Origin of the sequence: Mangrovimonas yunxiaonensis (assembly GCF_000733475.1) — a bacterium.
Taxonomy (GTDB): Bacteria; Bacteroidota; Bacteroidia; order Flavobacteriales; family Flavobacteriaceae; genus Mangrovimonas; species Mangrovimonas yunxiaonensis.
In genome coordinates, this window is sequence record NZ_JPFK01000007.1 from 151,423 (window position 1) to 168,040 (window position 16,618).

General features: G+C 37.4%; 15 protein-coding genes and 1 pseudogene. 8 read left to right on the forward strand and 8 right to left on the reverse strand.

Annotation, left to right across the window (positions count from 1 at the left end; all coding sequences use genetic code 11):
- The first annotated feature begins 22 nt into the window (after positions 1 to 22).
- The 6 genes from rplQ to IA57_RS08105 all read left to right on the forward strand — a co-directional run bounded on the left by rplQ (position 23) and on the right by IA57_RS08105 (position 6,413).
- The gene (gene rplQ / locus IA57_RS08080) at positions 23 to 502 is read left to right on the forward strand and encodes a 50S ribosomal protein L17 (RefSeq protein WP_036121839.1); all 480 of its coding nucleotides are present in this window, start codon (positions 23 to 25) and stop codon (positions 500 to 502) included.
- A gap of 92 nt (positions 503 to 594) precedes the next feature.
- Positions 595 to 1,317, forward strand: a complete 723-nt coding sequence (locus tag IA57_RS08085; protein WP_131505680.1) for a hypothetical protein — start codon at positions 595 to 597, stop codon at positions 1,315 to 1,317.
- A gap of 112 nt (positions 1,318 to 1,429) precedes the next feature.
- On the forward strand, positions 1,430 to 2,533 hold the full coding sequence (gene carA, locus IA57_RS08090) for a glutamine-hydrolyzing carbamoyl-phosphate synthase small subunit (RefSeq protein WP_036121843.1): 1,104 nt from the start codon (positions 1,430 to 1,432) through the stop codon (positions 2,531 to 2,533).
- Between the two features lie 146 nt (positions 2,534 to 2,679).
- Complete coding sequence (eno, locus tag IA57_RS08095) at positions 2,680 to 3,972, forward strand: phosphopyruvate hydratase (RefSeq protein ID WP_036121845.1); 1,293 nt, start codon at positions 2,680 to 2,682, stop codon at positions 3,970 to 3,972.
- Between the two features lie 173 nt (positions 3,973 to 4,145).
- On the forward strand, positions 4,146 to 5,432 hold the full coding sequence (locus IA57_RS08100; protein ID WP_036121848.1) for a citrate synthase: 1,287 nt from the start codon (positions 4,146 to 4,148) through the stop codon (positions 5,430 to 5,432).
- 66 nt (positions 5,433 to 5,498) lie between these two features.
- Positions 5,499 to 6,413, forward strand: coding sequence for a dimethylarginine dimethylaminohydrolase family protein (locus IA57_RS08105; protein WP_036121850.1), 915 nt, complete (start codon positions 5,499 to 5,501; stop codon positions 6,411 to 6,413).
- Here IA57_RS08105 and IA57_RS08110 read toward each other — a convergent pair.
- The 5 genes and pseudogenes from IA57_RS08110 to IA57_RS12490 all read right to left on the reverse strand — a co-directional run bounded on the left by IA57_RS08110 (position 6,410) and on the right by IA57_RS12490 (position 12,512).
- On the reverse strand, positions 6,410 to 6,931 hold the full coding sequence (locus IA57_RS08110) for a YceI family protein (RefSeq protein WP_051881016.1): 522 nt from the start codon (positions 6,929 to 6,931) through the stop codon (positions 6,410 to 6,412). The genes IA57_RS08105 and IA57_RS08110 overlap by 4 nt on opposite strands.
- 50 nt (positions 6,932 to 6,981) lie before the next feature.
- On the reverse strand, positions 6,982 to 9,054 hold the full coding sequence (locus IA57_RS08115; protein ID WP_036121855.1) for a response regulator: 2,073 nt from the start codon (positions 9,052 to 9,054) through the stop codon (positions 6,982 to 6,984).
- A gap of 69 nt (positions 9,055 to 9,123) precedes the next feature.
- Positions 9,124 to 10,815 carry a lysine--tRNA ligase gene (lysS, locus tag IA57_RS08120; RefSeq protein WP_036123207.1) on the reverse strand — a complete coding sequence of 564 codons (1,692 nt, stop codon included), beginning with the start codon at positions 10,813 to 10,815 and terminating at the stop codon, positions 9,124 to 9,126.
- Between the two features lie 120 nt (positions 10,816 to 10,935).
- A pseudogene (locus IA57_RS08125) lies at positions 10,936 to 11,351 on the reverse strand (DUF1573 domain-containing protein).
- Positions 11,352 to 11,459: 108 nt separating this feature from the next.
- On the reverse strand, positions 11,460 to 12,512 hold the full coding sequence (locus IA57_RS12490) for a response regulator transcription factor (RefSeq protein ID WP_084176739.1): 1,053 nt from the start codon (positions 12,510 to 12,512) through the stop codon (positions 11,460 to 11,462).
- A gap of 94 nt (positions 12,513 to 12,606) precedes the next feature.
- On the opposite strand from IA57_RS12490, the gene IA57_RS12495 reads away from it, so the two are divergent.
- Both IA57_RS12495 and lipB read left to right on the forward strand, forming a co-directional pair.
- The gene (locus IA57_RS12495) at positions 12,607 to 12,765 is read left to right on the forward strand and encodes a YqaE/Pmp3 family membrane protein (protein ID WP_084176740.1); all 159 of its coding nucleotides are present in this window, start codon (positions 12,607 to 12,609) and stop codon (positions 12,763 to 12,765) included.
- Positions 12,766 to 12,794: 29 nt separating this feature from the next.
- A complete protein-coding gene (gene lipB, locus IA57_RS08135) occupies positions 12,795 to 13,499 on the forward strand; it encodes a lipoyl(octanoyl) transferase LipB (protein WP_036121858.1) in 705 nt (234 codons plus the stop codon).
- Between the two features lie 36 nt (positions 13,500 to 13,535).
- Here lipB and IA57_RS08140 read toward each other — a convergent pair whose 3' ends face one another.
- The 3 genes from IA57_RS08140 to IA57_RS08150 all read right to left on the reverse strand — a co-directional run bounded on the left by IA57_RS08140 (position 13,536) and on the right by IA57_RS08150 (position 16,594).
- On the reverse strand, positions 13,536 to 14,585 hold the full coding sequence (locus IA57_RS08140) for a nucleoid-associated protein (RefSeq protein ID WP_036121861.1): 1,050 nt from the start codon (positions 14,583 to 14,585) through the stop codon (positions 13,536 to 13,538).
- A gap of 104 nt (positions 14,586 to 14,689) precedes the next feature.
- Entirely contained in the window at positions 14,690 to 15,226 is a 537-nt protein-coding gene (locus IA57_RS08145; protein WP_036121864.1) for a hypothetical protein, read from the reverse strand.
- A 30-nt stretch (positions 15,227 to 15,256) separates the two neighbouring features.
- Complete coding sequence (locus tag IA57_RS08150; protein ID WP_036121865.1) at positions 15,257 to 16,594, reverse strand: hypothetical protein; 1,338 nt, start codon at positions 16,592 to 16,594, stop codon at positions 15,257 to 15,259.
- Positions 16,595 to 16,618: the final 24 nt, after the last annotated feature.

The following is a 16,618-nucleotide window of genomic DNA, read 5'->3' on the forward strand; positions in this document are numbered from 1 at the left end:
ATGATAGCCAAACTTAAAGGTCATGAGACACGGAAAAAAATTTAATCACTTAAGCAGAAAAACAGCTCATAGAAAAGCCATGCTTGCCAATATGGCTTGCTCTTTAATCGAGCACAAGCGTATTAACACAACTGTAGCCAAAGCAAAAGCTTTAAAGCAGTTTGTAGAGCCTTTGGTAACCAAGTCTAAAGAAGATACAACTCACAACAGACGTGTGGTATTTGCTAAATTAAGACAAAAGGAAGCCGTTGCAGAGCTTTTTAGAGAAGTAGCTGCTAAAGTAGGAGACAGACCTGGAGGATATACAAGAATTATTAAGCTAGGAAATCGTTTAGGAGATAATGCAGACATGGCTATGATAGAACTTGTAGACTACAACGATACTTACAACCCGTCTGGTGCTGCTAAAAAGAAAACACGTAGAAGCAGAAGAGGAGGCGCAAGCAAAGCTGCTGCCGCTCCAGCTGCAACTCAAGAAAAAGCATCTAACGAAGAAGAATAAAAACTTCAGGTGTTAAAAAATGTTAATTTGAAAGGGGGAGACTACTTAAGTCCTCCCTTTTTTTATATTTGCAGAACTTAAAAAAATTAAAAATGAAGCATCTATTATTTGTATTGAGTTTTTTGTGCAGCATGCCTGCCGTATTTTCCCAAAATTCCGAAATTGTAGGGTCTAACAGAAGCAACAATAATGTTGGTGGCAGCATGACTTTTAATCCAGGTCAAGGTATTTGGGTAACCAATCCAAATAATAATAAAAATAGAACAATAGATGGTTCGCCATATTTATATGAAGATTGGAATGCTTCAAGACAATCCAAAATGCATGTGTTAGACAAAACGTATTTAGTTAATGGCTTAAACTATAATGTTGCTTTAGACAGGTTTGAAGTAAAAATAGCGCAAGATTCTGTATTTGCCATTAATTCTAACATTTTACGTAAGGTTGAAATTACAGATAAAGAGTTTGTTAAAATAGTAAATGAACACGGGATTTCTAGGTTTTATGAATTCTTGGGGCAGGCAGATGATAACAAGTTTTTAATAGATTACAAAATAACGATTGTAGAAGGCGCCGTTAACCCTATGACCCAACAAAAATTGAACAATAATAGAATGGTTGTTGAAGAGGAGTTTTATGTTTTGCCAGAAAATGAGAAAGAGTTAAAAGAATTAAAACTTAAAAAGAAAGACGTAACCAAATATTTTAACGCCGATAAGAAAGAAAAAATATTGAATTATGTTAAAAGCGAGAAGCTTAAGTTCAATGATTTGGCAGATTTAAAGAAAATAATGAAATTTTATAACACGATTTAACATCATGTTGAAATGTGAAAATTATTAAAGGATAAACTATTTTAGTTTATCCTTTTTTTTATGCAATTTTGCAAAACCTTTTTTTTCAATTAATAGATTTTTAATGAGCACGATGAAATACAAAAAAAGAGACAAAGCCCTGATACTTTTGGCCGATGGAACTATTTTCTATGGGAAATCAGTAGGAGGGAAAAAAGGCACTTCTTTTGGCGAGATTTGTTTTAATACTGGTATGACTGGCTACCAAGAAATTTTCACAGATCCATCCTATTATGGGCAACTTATGGTGGCCACCAATGCACACATTGGAAATTACGGAACCAATGTCGACGAAGTAGAATCGGGGTCTATAAAAATAGCTGGGCTAATTTGTAGAAACTTTAGCTACGAATACTCGAGAGTTAATGCAGATGCATCTTTAGAAGAGTTCTTAAATAAAAATAACCTATTGGCCATTTCCGATGTCGATACTAGAGCATTGGTAAGCTACATCCGCGATCATGGTGCCATGAATGCTGTAATTTCTACCGATGTAGACAATATAGACGCACTAAAAGCACAGTTGGCAGACGTTCCCGACATGAACGGTCTAGAATTGGCCTCTAAAGTATCAACAACAGAGCCGTATTATTATGGCGACGAAAATGCAACGTATAAAATAGCCGCTCTAGATATTGGTATAAAAACCAACATCTTAAGAAACTTTGCCCAAAGAGACGCTTACATAAAGGTGTTCCCTTATAACACATCTTTCGAAGAAATGAGCGCCTGGAACCCAGATGGCTATTTTCTTTCTAACGGCCCTGGTGATCCAGAACCCTTACACGAAGCACAGGCATTAGCTAAAGAAATTCTAGAACGTAATTTACCCCTTTTTGGTATTTGCCTAGGCCACCAGGTTATTGCGTTAGCAAATGGCATTTCAACCTATAAAATGCACAACGGGCACAGGGGGATTAACCACCCCGTTAAAAACCTGTTAACTGGTAAAGGCGAAATTACCTCGCAAAATCACGGTTTTGCAATTAATAGGGAAGAAACAGAAAACCACCCAGACGTCGAGATAACCCATGTTCATCTTAACGACAATACAGTAGCGGGCATTCGCATGAAAAGTAAAAACTGCTTCTCGGTGCAATACCATCCAGAGGCTAGTCCAGGACCACACGATGCCGCCTACTTGTTTGATCAGTTTATAACGAACATCAAAAAATAACCCTCCATAACCTCAAGGCTCATAAAACCGCTTTGAGGTTTTTTTAATTCTTAACATACAGCAAAAAATTAAAGCGTCAACCAATTAAGGCCATATAAAAAGCGGAAGTATTTCCGTAAATTTGTGGCACACAAATAAATTAAACCATGAGCATTATAGTAAACATACATGCGAGACAAATTTTAGACTCTCGCGGGAATCCAACAGTAGAAGTAGATGTTATTACCGAAAACGGCATATTAGGAAGGGCTGCTGTGCCCTCTGGCGCCTCGACAGGTGAGCACGAAGCGGTAGAGCTTCGTGATGGTGGTAACAGTTATATGGGTAAAGGCGTACTTAAGGCCGTAGAAAATGTTAATGCTATAATTGCACAGGAGCTGTTAGGCGTATCTGTACTAGAACAAGCTTTAATAGATCAAATCATGATCGAGCTAGACGGCACACCCAACAAATCTAAATTGGGAGCCAATGCCATACTAGGCGTGTCTTTGGCCGTAGCCAAAGCTGCAGCCAACGAGTTAAACATACCGCTATACCGTTATATTGGCGGTGTTTCTGCAAAAACACTTCCTGTGCCTATGATGAATATTATTAATGGCGGCTCGCATAGCGATGCGCCTATTGCATTTCAGGAGTTTATGATTATGCCGGTAAAAGCAGAAAACTTTACCCATGCCATGCAAATGGGAACAGAAATTTTCCACCACCTAAAAAAGGTGCTTCACGATAGAAACTTAAGCACAGCTGTTGGTGACGAGGGTGGGTTTGCCCCAACCTTAGAAGGCGGTACAGAAGATGCCTTAGACACCATAGCCAAGGCCGTAAAAAATGCCGGATATACTTTAGGCGATGATATTATGATTGCCTTAGATTGTGCATCGGCAGAGTTTTATGTTAATGGAAAATACGACTATAAAAAATTTGAAGGCGATAAAGGTCAAGTAAGAACCTCTGAAGAGCAAGCACAATATTTGGCTGATTTATGTGAAAAATACCCCATCATTTCTATTGAAGATGGTATGGACGAAAACGATTGGGAAGGCTGGAAATTACTAACAGAAAAAGTAGGAGACAAAGTGCAGTTGGTTGGTGACGATTTGTTTGTAACCAATGTAGAACGCCTGTCTAAAGGTATTGAAAACAACATTGCCAATTCAATCTTAATTAAGGTAAACCAAATAGGTACATTAACCGAAACCATTGCCGCTGTAAACATGGCGCACAATGCAGGGTATACTTCTGTAATGTCGCATAGATCAGGAGAAACAGAAGACAATACAATAGCCGATTTGGCCGTAGCATTAAATACTGGGCAAATAAAAACCGGCTCGGCTTCCCGAAGCGACCGTATGGCGAAATACAACCAATTGTTGCGAATAGAAGAAGAATTGGGCGATGTTGCATACTACCCAAAAGAAAAGGCCTTTAAGGTAAAATAAGCAAAAAGGAAAAGCGGTTGTTAAATATTTAATAACCGCTTTTTTTATATAGCATTTAACAATCTATTAATAGCTAAAACCTTTGCTAAGTTCCTTTAAAAATCATTAGATATTTCTTAAATTTGTGACACGTTGAGGCAAAAGTCAAATAACCCTAAATAAACACACATTATATGTCAGATAAAGCTACGTTAGAAATTAATGGTCAAAAGCATGAATTCCCTCTAATTACTGGTACAGAAAATGAAGTTGCCATAGATATTAAAACGTTAAGAGGGGTTACAGGTGGTGTTACCACCATAGATCCAGGATATAAAAATACAGGATCGTGTGAGAGTGCCATTACCTTTCTTGATGGTGAAAAAGGAATTTTAAGATATAGAGGATATGCTATTGAGGACCTTGCCGAAAAGGCAGATTTCCTTGAGGTGGCTTATTTATTGATTTTTGGCGAGCTTCCAAATAAAGAACAGTTAGACAAGTTTCATACAGACATAAAGAAACACTCTGTAGTTGATGATGATGTTAAGAAAATTCTAGACGCTTTTCCTAAGTCGGCGCACCCAATGGGCGTGTTGTCTTCGTTAACAAGTGCGCTAACAGCATTCAACCCATCTTCTGTAAATGTAGATTCAGAAGAAGATATGTACAATGCTATTGTAAGAATTTTAGGGAAATTCCCAGTTTTGGTGGCTTGGGCCATGCGTAAAAAGTTAGGTTTACCACTAGATTATGGCGATAGCTCTTTAGGTTATGTAGAGAACGTTTTAAAAATGATGTTCAAGCAACCTAACGAAGACTATAAAATAAACCCAATTGTTGTTGATGCTTTAGATAAATTATTAATCCTTCATGCAGATCACGAGCAAAACTGTTCTACATCAACAGTGCGCATTGTAGGTTCTTCACACGCTGGATTGTTTGCTTCGCTTTCGGCTGGTATTTCTGCCCTTTGGGGACCCTTACATGGTGGTGCCAACCAAGCAGTATTAGAAATGTTAGAAGCGATTAAAGAAGATGGTGGCGATACCAAAAAATTCATGGGTAAAGCTAAGGACAAAGAAGATCCGTTCCGTTTAATGGGCTTTGGTCATCGCGTTTACAAGAATTTCGACCCTAGAGCTAAGATTATCAAAAAATCGGCAGACGAAGTGTTGGAAGATTTAGGGGTTGAAGATCCTATTTTAGGAATAGCCAAAGGCTTGGAGCAAGAAGCTTTGAACGACGATTACTTTGTAAAGCGTAAGTTGTACCCTAATGTCGATTTCTATTCAGGAATTATCTATAAGGCTATGGGCATTCCTGTAGAGATGTTTACTGTAATGTTTGCTTTAGGAAGATTACCAGGTTGGATCGCTCAATGGCGTGAGATGCGCTTGAAAAAAGAACCAATAGGTCGCCCAAGACAGGTATATGTTGGTGAAAATCTAAGGGATTTTAAAACCATAGATAACAGATAATATTAAAAAAATGTACATCAAAAAGCTTCATAGGCCTTATGGAGCTTTTTTTATTTTATTTCCTTTATGTTAAAGCTAAATGTTAATAACGAAACGGCCAGATTACGTGCAGTAGTTTTAGGAACGGCAAAAAGCAATGGGCCAGTACCCAAGGCAGAGGATACCTACGATCCCAAATCACTTCAGCATATAAAAGCGGGTACTTACCCCAAAGAAGCCGATATGGTAAAGGAAATGGAAGCCGTAGCACGCGTATTCGAAAAATACCATGTTACCGTTTTCCGCCCAGAGATTATCGAAGATTACAACCAGATTTTTTCTAGAGACATCGCTTTTGTAATCGATAACAAGTTTATAAAGGCCAACATTCTTCCAGATCGCGATAGAGAGTACGAAGCCATTAAACATGTTGTGTCGCAAATTCCCCAAGAAGATGTTATTGTTTTACCAGAGGCCTGCCATATTGAAGGTGGCGACGTTATGCCTTGGAACGACTATATTTTTATAGGCACCTACTCTGGCGCGGATTATTCTAGTTACATTACAGCCAGAACAAACACACAAGCTGTCGAGGCCATTAGAGAATTGTTTCCAAATAAAGTGGTAAAATCCTTCGAATTGCGAAAATCCAATACCGATCCTAAAGAGAATGCACTTCATTTAGACTGTTGTTTTCAGCCTATAGGAAAAGACAAGGCTATTATTCATAAAAATGGCTTTTTAATAGAAGAAGAATACCAGTGGTTGGTTGATTTTTTTGGAAAGGATAAGGTGTTCGAAATTACAAAAGAAGAAATGTACCAAATGAACAGCAACATATTTTCCATTTCGGAAGATGTGATCATTTCAGAAAAAAACTTTACTAGGCTAAATACTTGGTTGCGTGAGCAAGGGTTTACCGTAGAGGAGGTGCCGTATGCCGAGATTGCCAAGCAGGAAGGGTTGTTACGCTGTTCTACTCTGCCACTAATAAGAGATTAGTTAACAACGCAAGTAATGGTTACGTTGGCCTCTTCGCCAACTCGTAACGTGCCAAAGTCCTGGCCAATGTTATAGTCAAACCGGTTAATGGTAAATTGCCCTTTAAACGTATTGTTTTTAAACGTAAAGGGAATGCTAACGGTTTTTGTAATGCCGTGCATGGTTAAAAGACCAACGGTGGTATAGCCTTTCATGGTTTTCGCTATGCGAGTGGATTTAAAGCAAATGTTAGGATAGGTTTCAACCTCAAAAAAATCGGGATCTTTTAGGTGTGCATCACGTTTTTTGTTTCCTGTATCTACCGTTGAAGGCGCAATGCAAATATCAAAACTAGACTGATTAAGATTTTCTGGGTTGAAGGAAAAATCGCCTTGCATACCGGTAAAAGTGCCTTTTATATTAAAAAGGCCACCGCCTTTTATTTTAAACTCTACCTTAGAGTCTTTAGAGACAATTTCTTGGGCCGAACAAACCAACTGCAAGGCCAAAAAGCAAACCAAACTAAAAAATATCTTCATGATGTGAAAGTTAATGGTTGGATACTAAAAATAAGCAAAATAATTCGATTTTAGCCTTCAACCTTCTCAGGAAAGTACATGTTTATAAGTTTGTACAGCCGTTCTTTAACAAATGGTTTGGTAAGGTAGTTTGTCATGCCGCTTTTCATGGCTTTTTCAATGGCATCGGTTGTAACGTTTGCCGAAAGTCCAATAATAACAACTTGGTCGTTTACTTTTCTAATGTTTTGGGTGGCTTCGTAACCATCCATTTCGGGCATGTGGATGTCCATAAAAATAATATGGTAGTCGTTAACTTTGGTTTTCTTTAAAGCCTCAAGACCGTTATTAGCGACATCTACATTTATGTTTACTTCTTCGAGAAGCTTTCTAAGAACGATAACGTTTATTTTGTTGTCATCGACCACCAAAATATTGAGGTGTGATAAGGACAAGCTATCAAGCGGTTTTTTAACAATGTTTTCTTGATTTTCACATATTTTAAACATAGCTGTAAAAACAAAAGTGCTGCCTTCGTTTTCAGAGCTTTCAACGGTAATGTCTCCATTTAGCAGCTCGGCAAACTCTTTACTAATGGCTAGGCCTAAACCACTGCCTTCATGCTGTTTTTTTAAGCTGCTGTCTATTTGTATAAACCTTTTAAAAATGCTGTTTAGCTTGTTGTTAGGTATGCCTACGCCAGTATCTTTTACAACCACTCTTACGTTTAACCTATCATCTAAAATATGCTCGCAGTAGGTAATGTCTATTCCGCCTTTAGGGGTGAATTTTAAGGCGTTTTTTAAGATGTTGGTTACAACCTGAGAAAACTTGTTTTTATCGCCTTTAACTTTTATACCGCCATTTTTAATAAAATCGGTTTTTAAGTAAAGGCCTTTGTCTATAAACTGCAGTTGAAAAGTGTCGGTAATTTCCCTAACTTTTTTTAAGGGGATAAAGGCGGTTTCTTCTAGGGTAACCGTGCCAGATTCAATTTTATGAATTTCGAGAATATCGTTAACAATAGCCAATAGACTTTTAGACGATTTCCCCATAAGATTAATGTACTCCTTTTCACGATCGTTAAACTCGCTTTGCTTTAAAATTTGAAGAAACCCTAAAATGGCGTGTAGGGGCGTTCTAATTTCATGACTCATATTAGAGAGAAAGTCTGTTTTGGCTTTAGAGGCGTCTTCGGCCCTCTTTTTTTCTTTCTTTAAACGTAGGTTTAAATTAGCCAAACGTGTGTTTCCTTCAAGAGCTCTTTGGGTTTCTTTTAGGGATTTGTGATAAAAATAAATAAGCAAGCTAAGCATAAACGACAAAGCCACCCCAAAGATTAAGGTATAATTAATAAATGCCGTTTCGTTTGTTGATGAGAGCAACTCATTAGTAGGGTGTAGCCTTAACTCCCAATTTTGCCCTTTTAGCTTGTCGGCCTCTAAGGTGTTTGTAAAGGTATACTCATCGCCAACGTTTGCTTTATTGGCTAGGTTGTAGGTGTAAAAGGAGGTGCCGTTATCGTCTATTAATTCTATGCAATAGTTTTCAAGTCCGCTGGTAAATTCGTTAAAGCTGGTTGTGAAATCCATTCCTGCCGAAACAGTACCCTGAAGTTTATTGTTGTAGTACGTGGGGATATCGATTAGAAAAGCATCTCCACCTTGAGTCATTTTAGACCACGAGGTAATGTTTATTGTTTTGTTGGTGGTATGTTTAACCCAATCGTTTTTTCGGTAATCAATTTTTGAAATGTCTAGGCCAAGAGCATTTTCATTCCCTTTTAAGGGGGTTATTTTTTTTATGACCATGGTGGTGTCTATCCATTCAATAAATTTTATTGTTTGCGATTGACTTAAGATCATGTTGGTTTCTTTTGCCCAATAATTATGAAACCTACCGTTAGATACTTCTAGTCTGGTTTTAAGGTTTTCAAGCCTTTGAACCTCTTTGTTTATGGTTTTAATAAACTCTTTGGTAGAAATATTTCCGGTTAATTGTATTTGCTCCTTAACCCTTATTTGGTAATCACTTATCGATTTTTCCCATATAAAAAAGGCAACGGTAGACAGCCCAAAAAATATAATAATGGGTATGATAAGAATGTTCTTACCAGAGGTTAGTGTTTGGGTTAAATTCTTCATGTTTGTTTTGGGGCAAAAAGCTAAAGAAGTTATAACATAACTTCTCTAGCGAAACATAAAAATCTAAAATTATAAAATTTCTACAAATAAACCAGCATCGGTTTTGTTAACTTTAGCTAATCCATTCTTGGTTAAGCCTTTAATGGATTTATCCCATTTTTTATTGCTTAAGCCTGATAGCTCTTTTAACTGATCTAATGCTATGGGAGTGTGGGCTTTTAATAGCGAAAGCACGGCTTTTTCTTCTTCGGTTAATTCTGGTGCTTTCTTTTCTGGTTTCATTTGAGGGAAGAACAGCACCTCTTGAATGGATTGGTTGTTGGTTAAAAACATAATTAAACGGTCCATACCTATTCCCATTCCCGAAGTAGGAGGCATACCATATTCTAAGGCGCGCAAGAAGTCGTAATCGATAAACTGTGTTGCTTCATCATCGCCACGATCGGCCAGTTTTAGCTGGTGCTCAAAGCGTTCTCTTTGGTCTATTGGGTCGTTTAGCTCTGAATAGGCATTGGCAATTTCCTTACCGCAAACCATCAGTTCAAAACGTTCTGTTAATTCTGGATTGTCGCGGTGCTCTTTACACAGCGGGCTCATTTCCTTTGGGTAGTCGGTAATAAAAGTAGGTTGTATGTAGTTGCCTTCGCACTTTTCGCCAAAAATCTCATCGATTAATTTACCTTTGCCCATGGTGTCATCAACTTCTATTCCCATGTTTACAGCAGCTTGGCGAATCTCGTCTTCAGATTTTCCTGTAATATCAAAGCCTGTAAATTCTTTAATAGAATCGGCCATAGTGATTCGCTTGTATGGGGCTTTAAAGTCTATTTCATGTTCGCCAAAAGTGGCCTTCGAGGTACCATTAACGGCAATGGCACAATGCTCTAACAGCTTTTCACAAAAATCCATCATCCAGTTGTAGTCTTTATAGGCAACATAAATTTCCATGGCGGTAAATTCTGGATTGTGGGTGCGGTCCATCCCTTCGTTACGGAAGTTTTTAGAGAATTCGTAAACCCCATCAAAGCCTCCTACAATAAGTCGCTTTAAATACAGCTCGTTGGCAATACGCATATACAACGGGATGTCTAAAGAATTGTGATGTGTTATAAAAGGGCGTGCGGCGGCACCTCCTGGAATGGGTTGTAAAATAGGGGTTTCAACTTCAAAATATCCGGCATCGTTAAAAAATTGACGCATGGCGTTAAAGAGTTTTGTGCGTTTTACAAAAACATCTTTTACATTAGGGTTTACAACCAAATCGGCATAACGTTGTCTGTAGCGTTGCTCGGGGTCATCAAACTTATCGTGTATAAGGCCATCGGCATCTACCTTTGGTAAGGGCAATGGCTTTAAGGCTTTGCTTAGAAGTGAAAAATCTTTAACCATAATGGTTTTTTCGCCAACTTGCGTGGTGAACAATTCGCCTTCTACACCTATAAAATCGCCTATATCGAGCAGTTTTTTATAAATGTCGTTGTATTTGGTTTTGTCTTCGCCGGTACAAATTTCGTCTCTGTTAAAATAAACCTGAACTCGACCTTCGCTGTCTTGTAACTCGGCAAAAGAGGCTTTACCTTGAATACGACGCGACATAAGCCGTCCGGCAACAACTACTTTTTTGCCTTCTTCAAAACGCTGTTTAATACTTGTTGAGGTGTCTTGTACGGGGTATAAATCTGCTGGGTAGGGATTTATGCCCAACGCTCTCAATTTTTCTAATTTTTCTCTTCTTACTACTTCTTGTTCTGAAAGTTGCATGCTCATTATATTTTAATAGGTTGCCTTTTGTGACAAACGTGTGCAAAATTACGCTATTTCAAAAAATTAACATGCAACTTGATGTAGGAATTTAGCAATTGGCAAGAAGCAAAAACCGATTTATTTTTCTGCTAGATTGGGATTTAAAACTTCCCCTTTTATTCTTAACGTTTTGGCGCTTTCTACTGCATTGGATATAACCGTAATGGTCTTTTTAAATGCGCCAACTCTATTTGTGGCATAATGTACCTTTATCTCGCTTGTTTCGCCTGGCATGATAGGTGTTTTGGCATAAGACGGTACGGTACACAGGATGTTTTTACGTTAGAAATAACAATAGGTGCACGGCCTGTATTGGTAAACATAAATGTGCGGTCGCCATTGGCATGTTGCTTTATGGTGCCGTAATCTATTTCTTCTGTCTCGAAGGTAAGAACTCCTAGGTTGTTGTCTTTTAAGACGGCTTCTTGCGCGTAGTTAGACAAAAATGTTAAGAAACAAATACATGTTAATGCGGTTGATTTAAGTGTTTTCATAATGTTTTAAATTTATTGATTACAAAAACAAACATCTTTAAAATGCGGGTAAAAAGACAGAAAAGCCAGGATGAAATGGGTACTAGTACCTAGGTTAATTTTTTGTAATCACTTTGTAAACAATGACTTAGCCTCTTCTCTAGACTGCACGTTTAATTTTCTGTAAACATTGTTTACGTGGGTTTTTACTGTGCTTAAACTAATAAAAAGCGTTTTGGCAATTTCCTTATTGGTCTTTTCTTCCAACAAAAGGTCGAGAACTTTTTGTTCTTGGTTGGTAAGCGTTTCCTTTATGATTGATTTTTTTTTGGTTTTGTGCTTTTTTAATATGCTCCATAACCAGGCATTGCCTAGCAAGGATAAAACCAACAAGGCATAAATAATGAAGTGTTTGTTTGAGATTGAAGCGCCGCTTTTTTGAATGCTATATTTATCTGAAGCGAGTTCGTTTTCGTATTGTGCGGTATAGGTAAGGTCTGGGTAGCGTTTTTTTAAGCGGTTTAATAGCTTGTCGTAATAAGGGTTGTTTTCAAGATCCTTAAGGTAGTATTCGTGAAGGTCGTGACTGCGGTTAGACAGAAATGCATAAATGTAAAGCTCTGCAAGCGGTTCGTTAAGTTGTTCGCCATACGATTGAAATGTTTTAAACCACTTTTTGTTGTTTAGTTTTCGACTGGCTTCACTTCTAAACTCACCATAGGCAAATTTCATGTCATCCTTTAAAGAATCAATTTTAACAAGGGCTGCCGTTTTGGGGTTGGTCGCGTTTATGTTGCAAAACATTTGTTTGTCGAAAGAGAAGGGAAATACCACGGTATCGTTATTTTTTGCTATAAAAACAATCTCTTTACTATCGTCGCAATGGCCGTTAAAATGGTTGGCGCTTTGCTCGTCATCAAAACAATTATCGACGTGTATTCTGTAAATTCTGTTATCGTTTTCAAGTTCGTTTCCCGTAAACTCAAAATACCCAAGGCTGTCTGTATTAATTTTAGAAATGATTTGCTCGTAATAAACTCCAGAGATTTTCCGGTAGTCTTCAATTACAGACAAGTACACATTGTTATGCCATTGCTTGTGGTTTACGTGCCCACTAAAACTATATTGTGCGCTGGCACAGCTAACCCATAATAAAAAACCGAGGATAAAAGCGTTTTTCATAACTCTAAACTACTATTTTTATTTTAAAATGGGGCTGTAACAAATTCAAAAAGAGAACGTCCTATACGTACATCAATCAACAAACAAAATTATTATGAGTTTTTGGAGAGTGTTACTTTCTATTTTATGCCCGCCTTTAGCTGTTTTAGATAAGGGTTGCGGATCTATTTTTATTGTATTCTTGCTTTGGCTTTGTGGCTGGGTTCCTGGGGTTATTGCCGCTTTGGTAATTTTAAACAATCCTAAAAGTTAAGCCATAATTTTTCCGTAATTTTGTACGCTATGAACAAACAAATAGAGCTACAGGAATTAGGGGAAAAAGATTATAAAGCGACTTGGGACTATCAGGAATCGCTTTTTAAAACAATTTTAGACTTAAAGATTAAAAATAGAAGAGAAGATTTAAGTCTAGAAACGCCCAATTATTTTTTATTTGTCGAGCACCCACATGTGTATACACTTGGTAAGAGTGGCGATATGTCTAACTTATTAATAAACGAAACCCAATTGGCAGAAAAAGGGGCGACGTTTTATAAGGTAAACCGTGGTGGCGATATTACGTATCATGGCCCGGGGCAAATTGTAGGGTATCCTATATTGGATTTGGATAATTTTTTTACCGACATTCATAAATACCTGCGCTTTTTAGAAGAAACCATAATCCTTACTCTAGCCGAGTATGGTTTAAAGGCCGAACGTAGCGAAGGCGAAACCGGTGTGTGGCTGGATGTAGGAACACCCTTTGCTAGAAAAATTTGCGCTATGGGCGTGCGTGCCAGTCGTTGGGTAACCATGCATGGTTTTGCCTTAAATGTAAATGCCAATCTGGGGTATTTCGATAACATGATTCCTTGTGGCATTCGTGGAAAAGCCGTAACCTCCTTAAACGTAGAGTTGGGGCAAAAAGAGGTTGATGTAAACGAGGTAAAAGACAAACTTCTAAAACATTTTAAAACGTTGTTTGAAGCGGAATTTGTAACCAAATAAAAACTAAAAAGCACTCAATAATTGAGTGCTTTTTTTTTAGCCTTCTTCGTTAAAATACACTTTGTAATAGTGCATTTTTTTCTCATCGTCGTAACCGCGTTCCAGATATTCGCTGGAAGCCTCTGGCGCATCAATATCTAGTTTTATTTGAATGTTGGTATCGAGTTTAATTTCGGTTTTTAATTTGCGTTTGGCTTTTTTAACCACATTTTCGGCTACATCAAAGTGGTTTTTTATAACAATGTCCAGCTCGCTTTCAAAGCTTTTCTTGTAGTCGTCAAAAAGGGTTTTGTGTTTGTCCTCTTCAAAAATATCGTCTTTAAAGTCTTCTATATTAACACTTTCGTGTTCTTTAAAATAGTCGATGGTTTTTGCAAGAAAGGTGTTTTGTTCTTGGTTGCCATAGGAGGGTTTTAGTACTTCTTCAGAAAAGTCCCTACACAATTCTATGTATTGTTGGGTGTGTTGGTTGGCATCATCGGCATAGGCTACATTTAAAAAGTGCTTGGTCCAATATTGGGCATCGTAATTGTTATTGTCGGCACATAGCACCATGCGGCCTTCGCCATCGCTTTGGTTTAAAATAAGACAGCCTTTATCAACTTTTTTACTGCTAATGCCTTTTTGCACGACAATATCGTAACTGTTGTTTTCTAGATATGTTTGAAAAAAGTTGACTTTACTTTCTATTTTAAAAATGCCTAGGGCATTGGTGGTTATGTCGTTAAATTCAATACCTTCAAAAAGCACGATAAGCACATCGCCGGTTTTTATTTGAGCCGAATTGGATTGCTCGAACAAATGCTCTACAATATGTTTGGAGGTGTCTATAAAGGCCTCGTCATCTAAAAAAATAGTATTGCTGTAAGTGTTTATTTCGTTTAGGCTAATATCGGCATGGTGGCTAAAGCGGTAGCTTTGCACTTCGCTAACAAAAGGTTTTAGTAGAAAGGGCAGCATGAGGTCGTAGCTAGCATCATCAAAATGAATCAGGTCTTCAGAAAACGCATTTCGGGTATGGTTAAACTTATTGCCCACCTTATGCAAAATGCATTTTGCAATGGTGGCGTTTTTGCGTGAAATCATAACATTAATATTAGAGTGCAATACTAATCATTTCCTTGAAGAAAAGCCCTAAAAAAACCGAAGCTTGTAACTTCGGTTTTTAAAAATTATTTAGGACGATTTAATTAGTCTTCTAATTCGAAATGAGTTATTAATTCTTCATATGACATTTTTGAGTAATCTATAGTGTTTTTGGCTTCTACACCACCGGGTATTAAAACATATTTAAAATTAATATAAGTTAGAGTTTCTAAATCACTTATGTCAGACCCGTTTGCAAAAATAACTAGTGAGTTTTCTACACCCTCACTAGGAACATTAGCTAAAGCGAAAGAAAGCATGTCCTCGTAAGGTAAAGGATGTATAATAGATTCTCCATTCAAATTTTGTCTTAAGTATACCATGGCTACACCACCATTATCGACAAATTCTTGGTAGTTTGGAATGTTTATGGCCATATAAGCATAATCATTAGCAGTATTAATATGATCAAATTGAATTTGGAACCAATCTGAAGCGATTACATTCGCATTGCCGTCTTTTCCAGGAGCGCCATCTTCGCCGTCTTCTGGCGAGCATGCAACATTAAAAGATAGTAATAATGCAAGCATAAGGATTGATGTTGCTTTTAAATGAATCTTGATTGTTTTTAAAGTTTTCATTTTTAAATAAAATTTATGGGTTAAAAATGGTTATAAATACATGTTGTTGCCTATGCCGCCAGTGGTTGGAGTGTTTTCAATACCATCGCCGTTATCGTCGTATTGAGGGTTTTCTGATCTAGCATCGTTATCTAAAATATACATTTGTGCTTCGTACATTGATATTTGACCGTTGCCGTCTAGATCGGCATTTACAGGAGCTCCAGTAATAGGGTTTTCTCCCATGATAGCCGAGAAAAAGTGAAAGGTTTGTTCACCGTATTGTCCTGAGTGATGACTCCATGTGACTTGAAACTCGGTACCAGAAGTTAAAACAACTCGGTTATCACCTCTAAAGTCCCAGATAACACCACCACTATAACAAGGTTTTACTACAGCAATCATACTGCTCATGTTAAGGTTGTTAATTCTTTCGGCTAACCAATCGTCGGTTAATGCTGTGGAGTTGTTATAGAAGTAATATTGTTCATCTGAATTATCATTTATGCTACCACGATTATCATCACCATCACTATCAAAAACAGCTGTACTATAGCGTCCGTCGTTATCTTTTCCACCACCATGATTATTCATCATCAGGAAAAACTGATCTTGTCCATTCATGAATTCATTTAAATAAGAAAAGGCATTGTCTAATCCTGTTGGAGTAGCGGCATAGTGTACAGGAATATCGGAGTCTTCACCTGTTCCATTTTTATAAACTACACGTATGTTTTCTTCTTGATACCCCTTGTTTAATAAAATTTGGTACATAAGCTTTATGTCGTTCCAATAACGCGTATAGGCGTATGAAGAATTTATACCGCCACTATACAGCAAGGCTTTTTTGTGAGCAAACGGATCGATTTGAAAATTACATAACATAGGATATCTGTCACAAATTGAAAAAACGGGAATAGGTGTAATGACTACCGAACTGTTTAGAATTACAATATTCGAAATATTAGTGACTAGAATAGTTGCTAGCGACACATCGCCAATTAATTCGGCACTTTGTAAAATGGTACTATCGCTATTCTCAACACAAGTCCCTGTTATTCTTACACGCTTTCCAAAGTAGTCGTCATGATTAATTTGATTGCTAACTTGAGAAACATCTAAATGAATATAGTTGTCTTCTTCGGTTAAAGCATCTACATAAAAATCATCAGCATTGGTAAGTAGTTTTGTAACGCCATTAGTGTTTATAAAAATGCCTTCAACGGTAAATTCTTGTCCAATGTTATCGCGCCAATTGTCTGTTTTTACTTCAGAGAAAGAAGTTGTTTGAGGATCGTCATCTGTGGTCGGGCTTTCCGAGTCGTCATTTTCACAGCTACAAAACCCTATAAGGAGCAGTGAAAGAAATAAAATTCTTAAAGTTTTCATAGAATAAAATGTATTGGTTAATAT

Excerpts from the sequence above, each read along its gene's own strand:
- carA (WP_036121843.1), top strand. The coding sequence starts at position 1,430 with ATGAAATACAAAAAAAGAGACAAAGCCCTGATACTTTTGGCCGATGGA.
- lysS (WP_036123207.1), bottom strand. The coding sequence starts at position 10,815 with ATGCAACTTTCAGAACAAGAAGTAGTAAGAAGAGAAAAATTAGAAAAA.
- IA57_RS08100 (WP_036121848.1), top strand. The coding sequence starts at position 4,146 with ATGTCAGATAAAGCTACGTTAGAAATTAATGGTCAAAAGCATGAATTC.
- eno (WP_036121845.1), top strand. The coding sequence starts at position 2,680 with ATGAGCATTATAGTAAACATACATGCGAGACAAATTTTAGACTCTCGC.
- IA57_RS08085 (WP_131505680.1), top strand. The coding sequence starts at position 595 with ATGAAGCATCTATTATTTGTATTGAGTTTTTTGTGCAGCATGCCTGCC.
- IA57_RS08105 (WP_036121850.1), top strand. The coding sequence starts at position 5,499 with ATGTTAAAGCTAAATGTTAATAACGAAACGGCCAGATTACGTGCAGTA.
- IA57_RS08145 (WP_036121864.1), bottom strand. The coding sequence starts at position 15,226 with ATGAAAACTTTAAAAACAATCAAGATTCATTTAAAAGCAACATCAATC.
- rplQ (WP_036121839.1), top strand. The coding sequence starts at position 23 with ATGAGACACGGAAAAAAATTTAATCACTTAAGCAGAAAAACAGCTCAT.
- IA57_RS08110 (WP_051881016.1), bottom strand. The coding sequence starts at position 6,931 with ATGAAGATATTTTTTAGTTTGGTTTGCTTTTTGGCCTTGCAGTTGGTT.
- IA57_RS08140 (WP_036121861.1), bottom strand. The coding sequence starts at position 14,585 with ATGATTTCACGCAAAAACGCCACCATTGCAAAATGCATTTTGCATAAG.
- IA57_RS12490 (WP_084176739.1), bottom strand. The coding sequence starts at position 12,512 with ATGAAAAACGCTTTTATCCTCGGTTTTTTATTATGGGTTAGCTGTGCC.
- IA57_RS12495 (WP_084176740.1), top strand. The coding sequence starts at position 12,607 with ATGAGTTTTTGGAGAGTGTTACTTTCTATTTTATGCCCGCCTTTAGCT.
- lipB (WP_036121858.1), top strand. The coding sequence starts at position 12,795 with ATGAACAAACAAATAGAGCTACAGGAATTAGGGGAAAAAGATTATAAA.
- IA57_RS08115 (WP_036121855.1), bottom strand. The coding sequence starts at position 9,054 with ATGAAGAATTTAACCCAAACACTAACCTCTGGTAAGAACATTCTTATC.
- IA57_RS08150 (WP_036121865.1), bottom strand. The coding sequence starts at position 16,594 with ATGAAAACTTTAAGAATTTTATTTCTTTCACTGCTCCTTATAGGGTTT.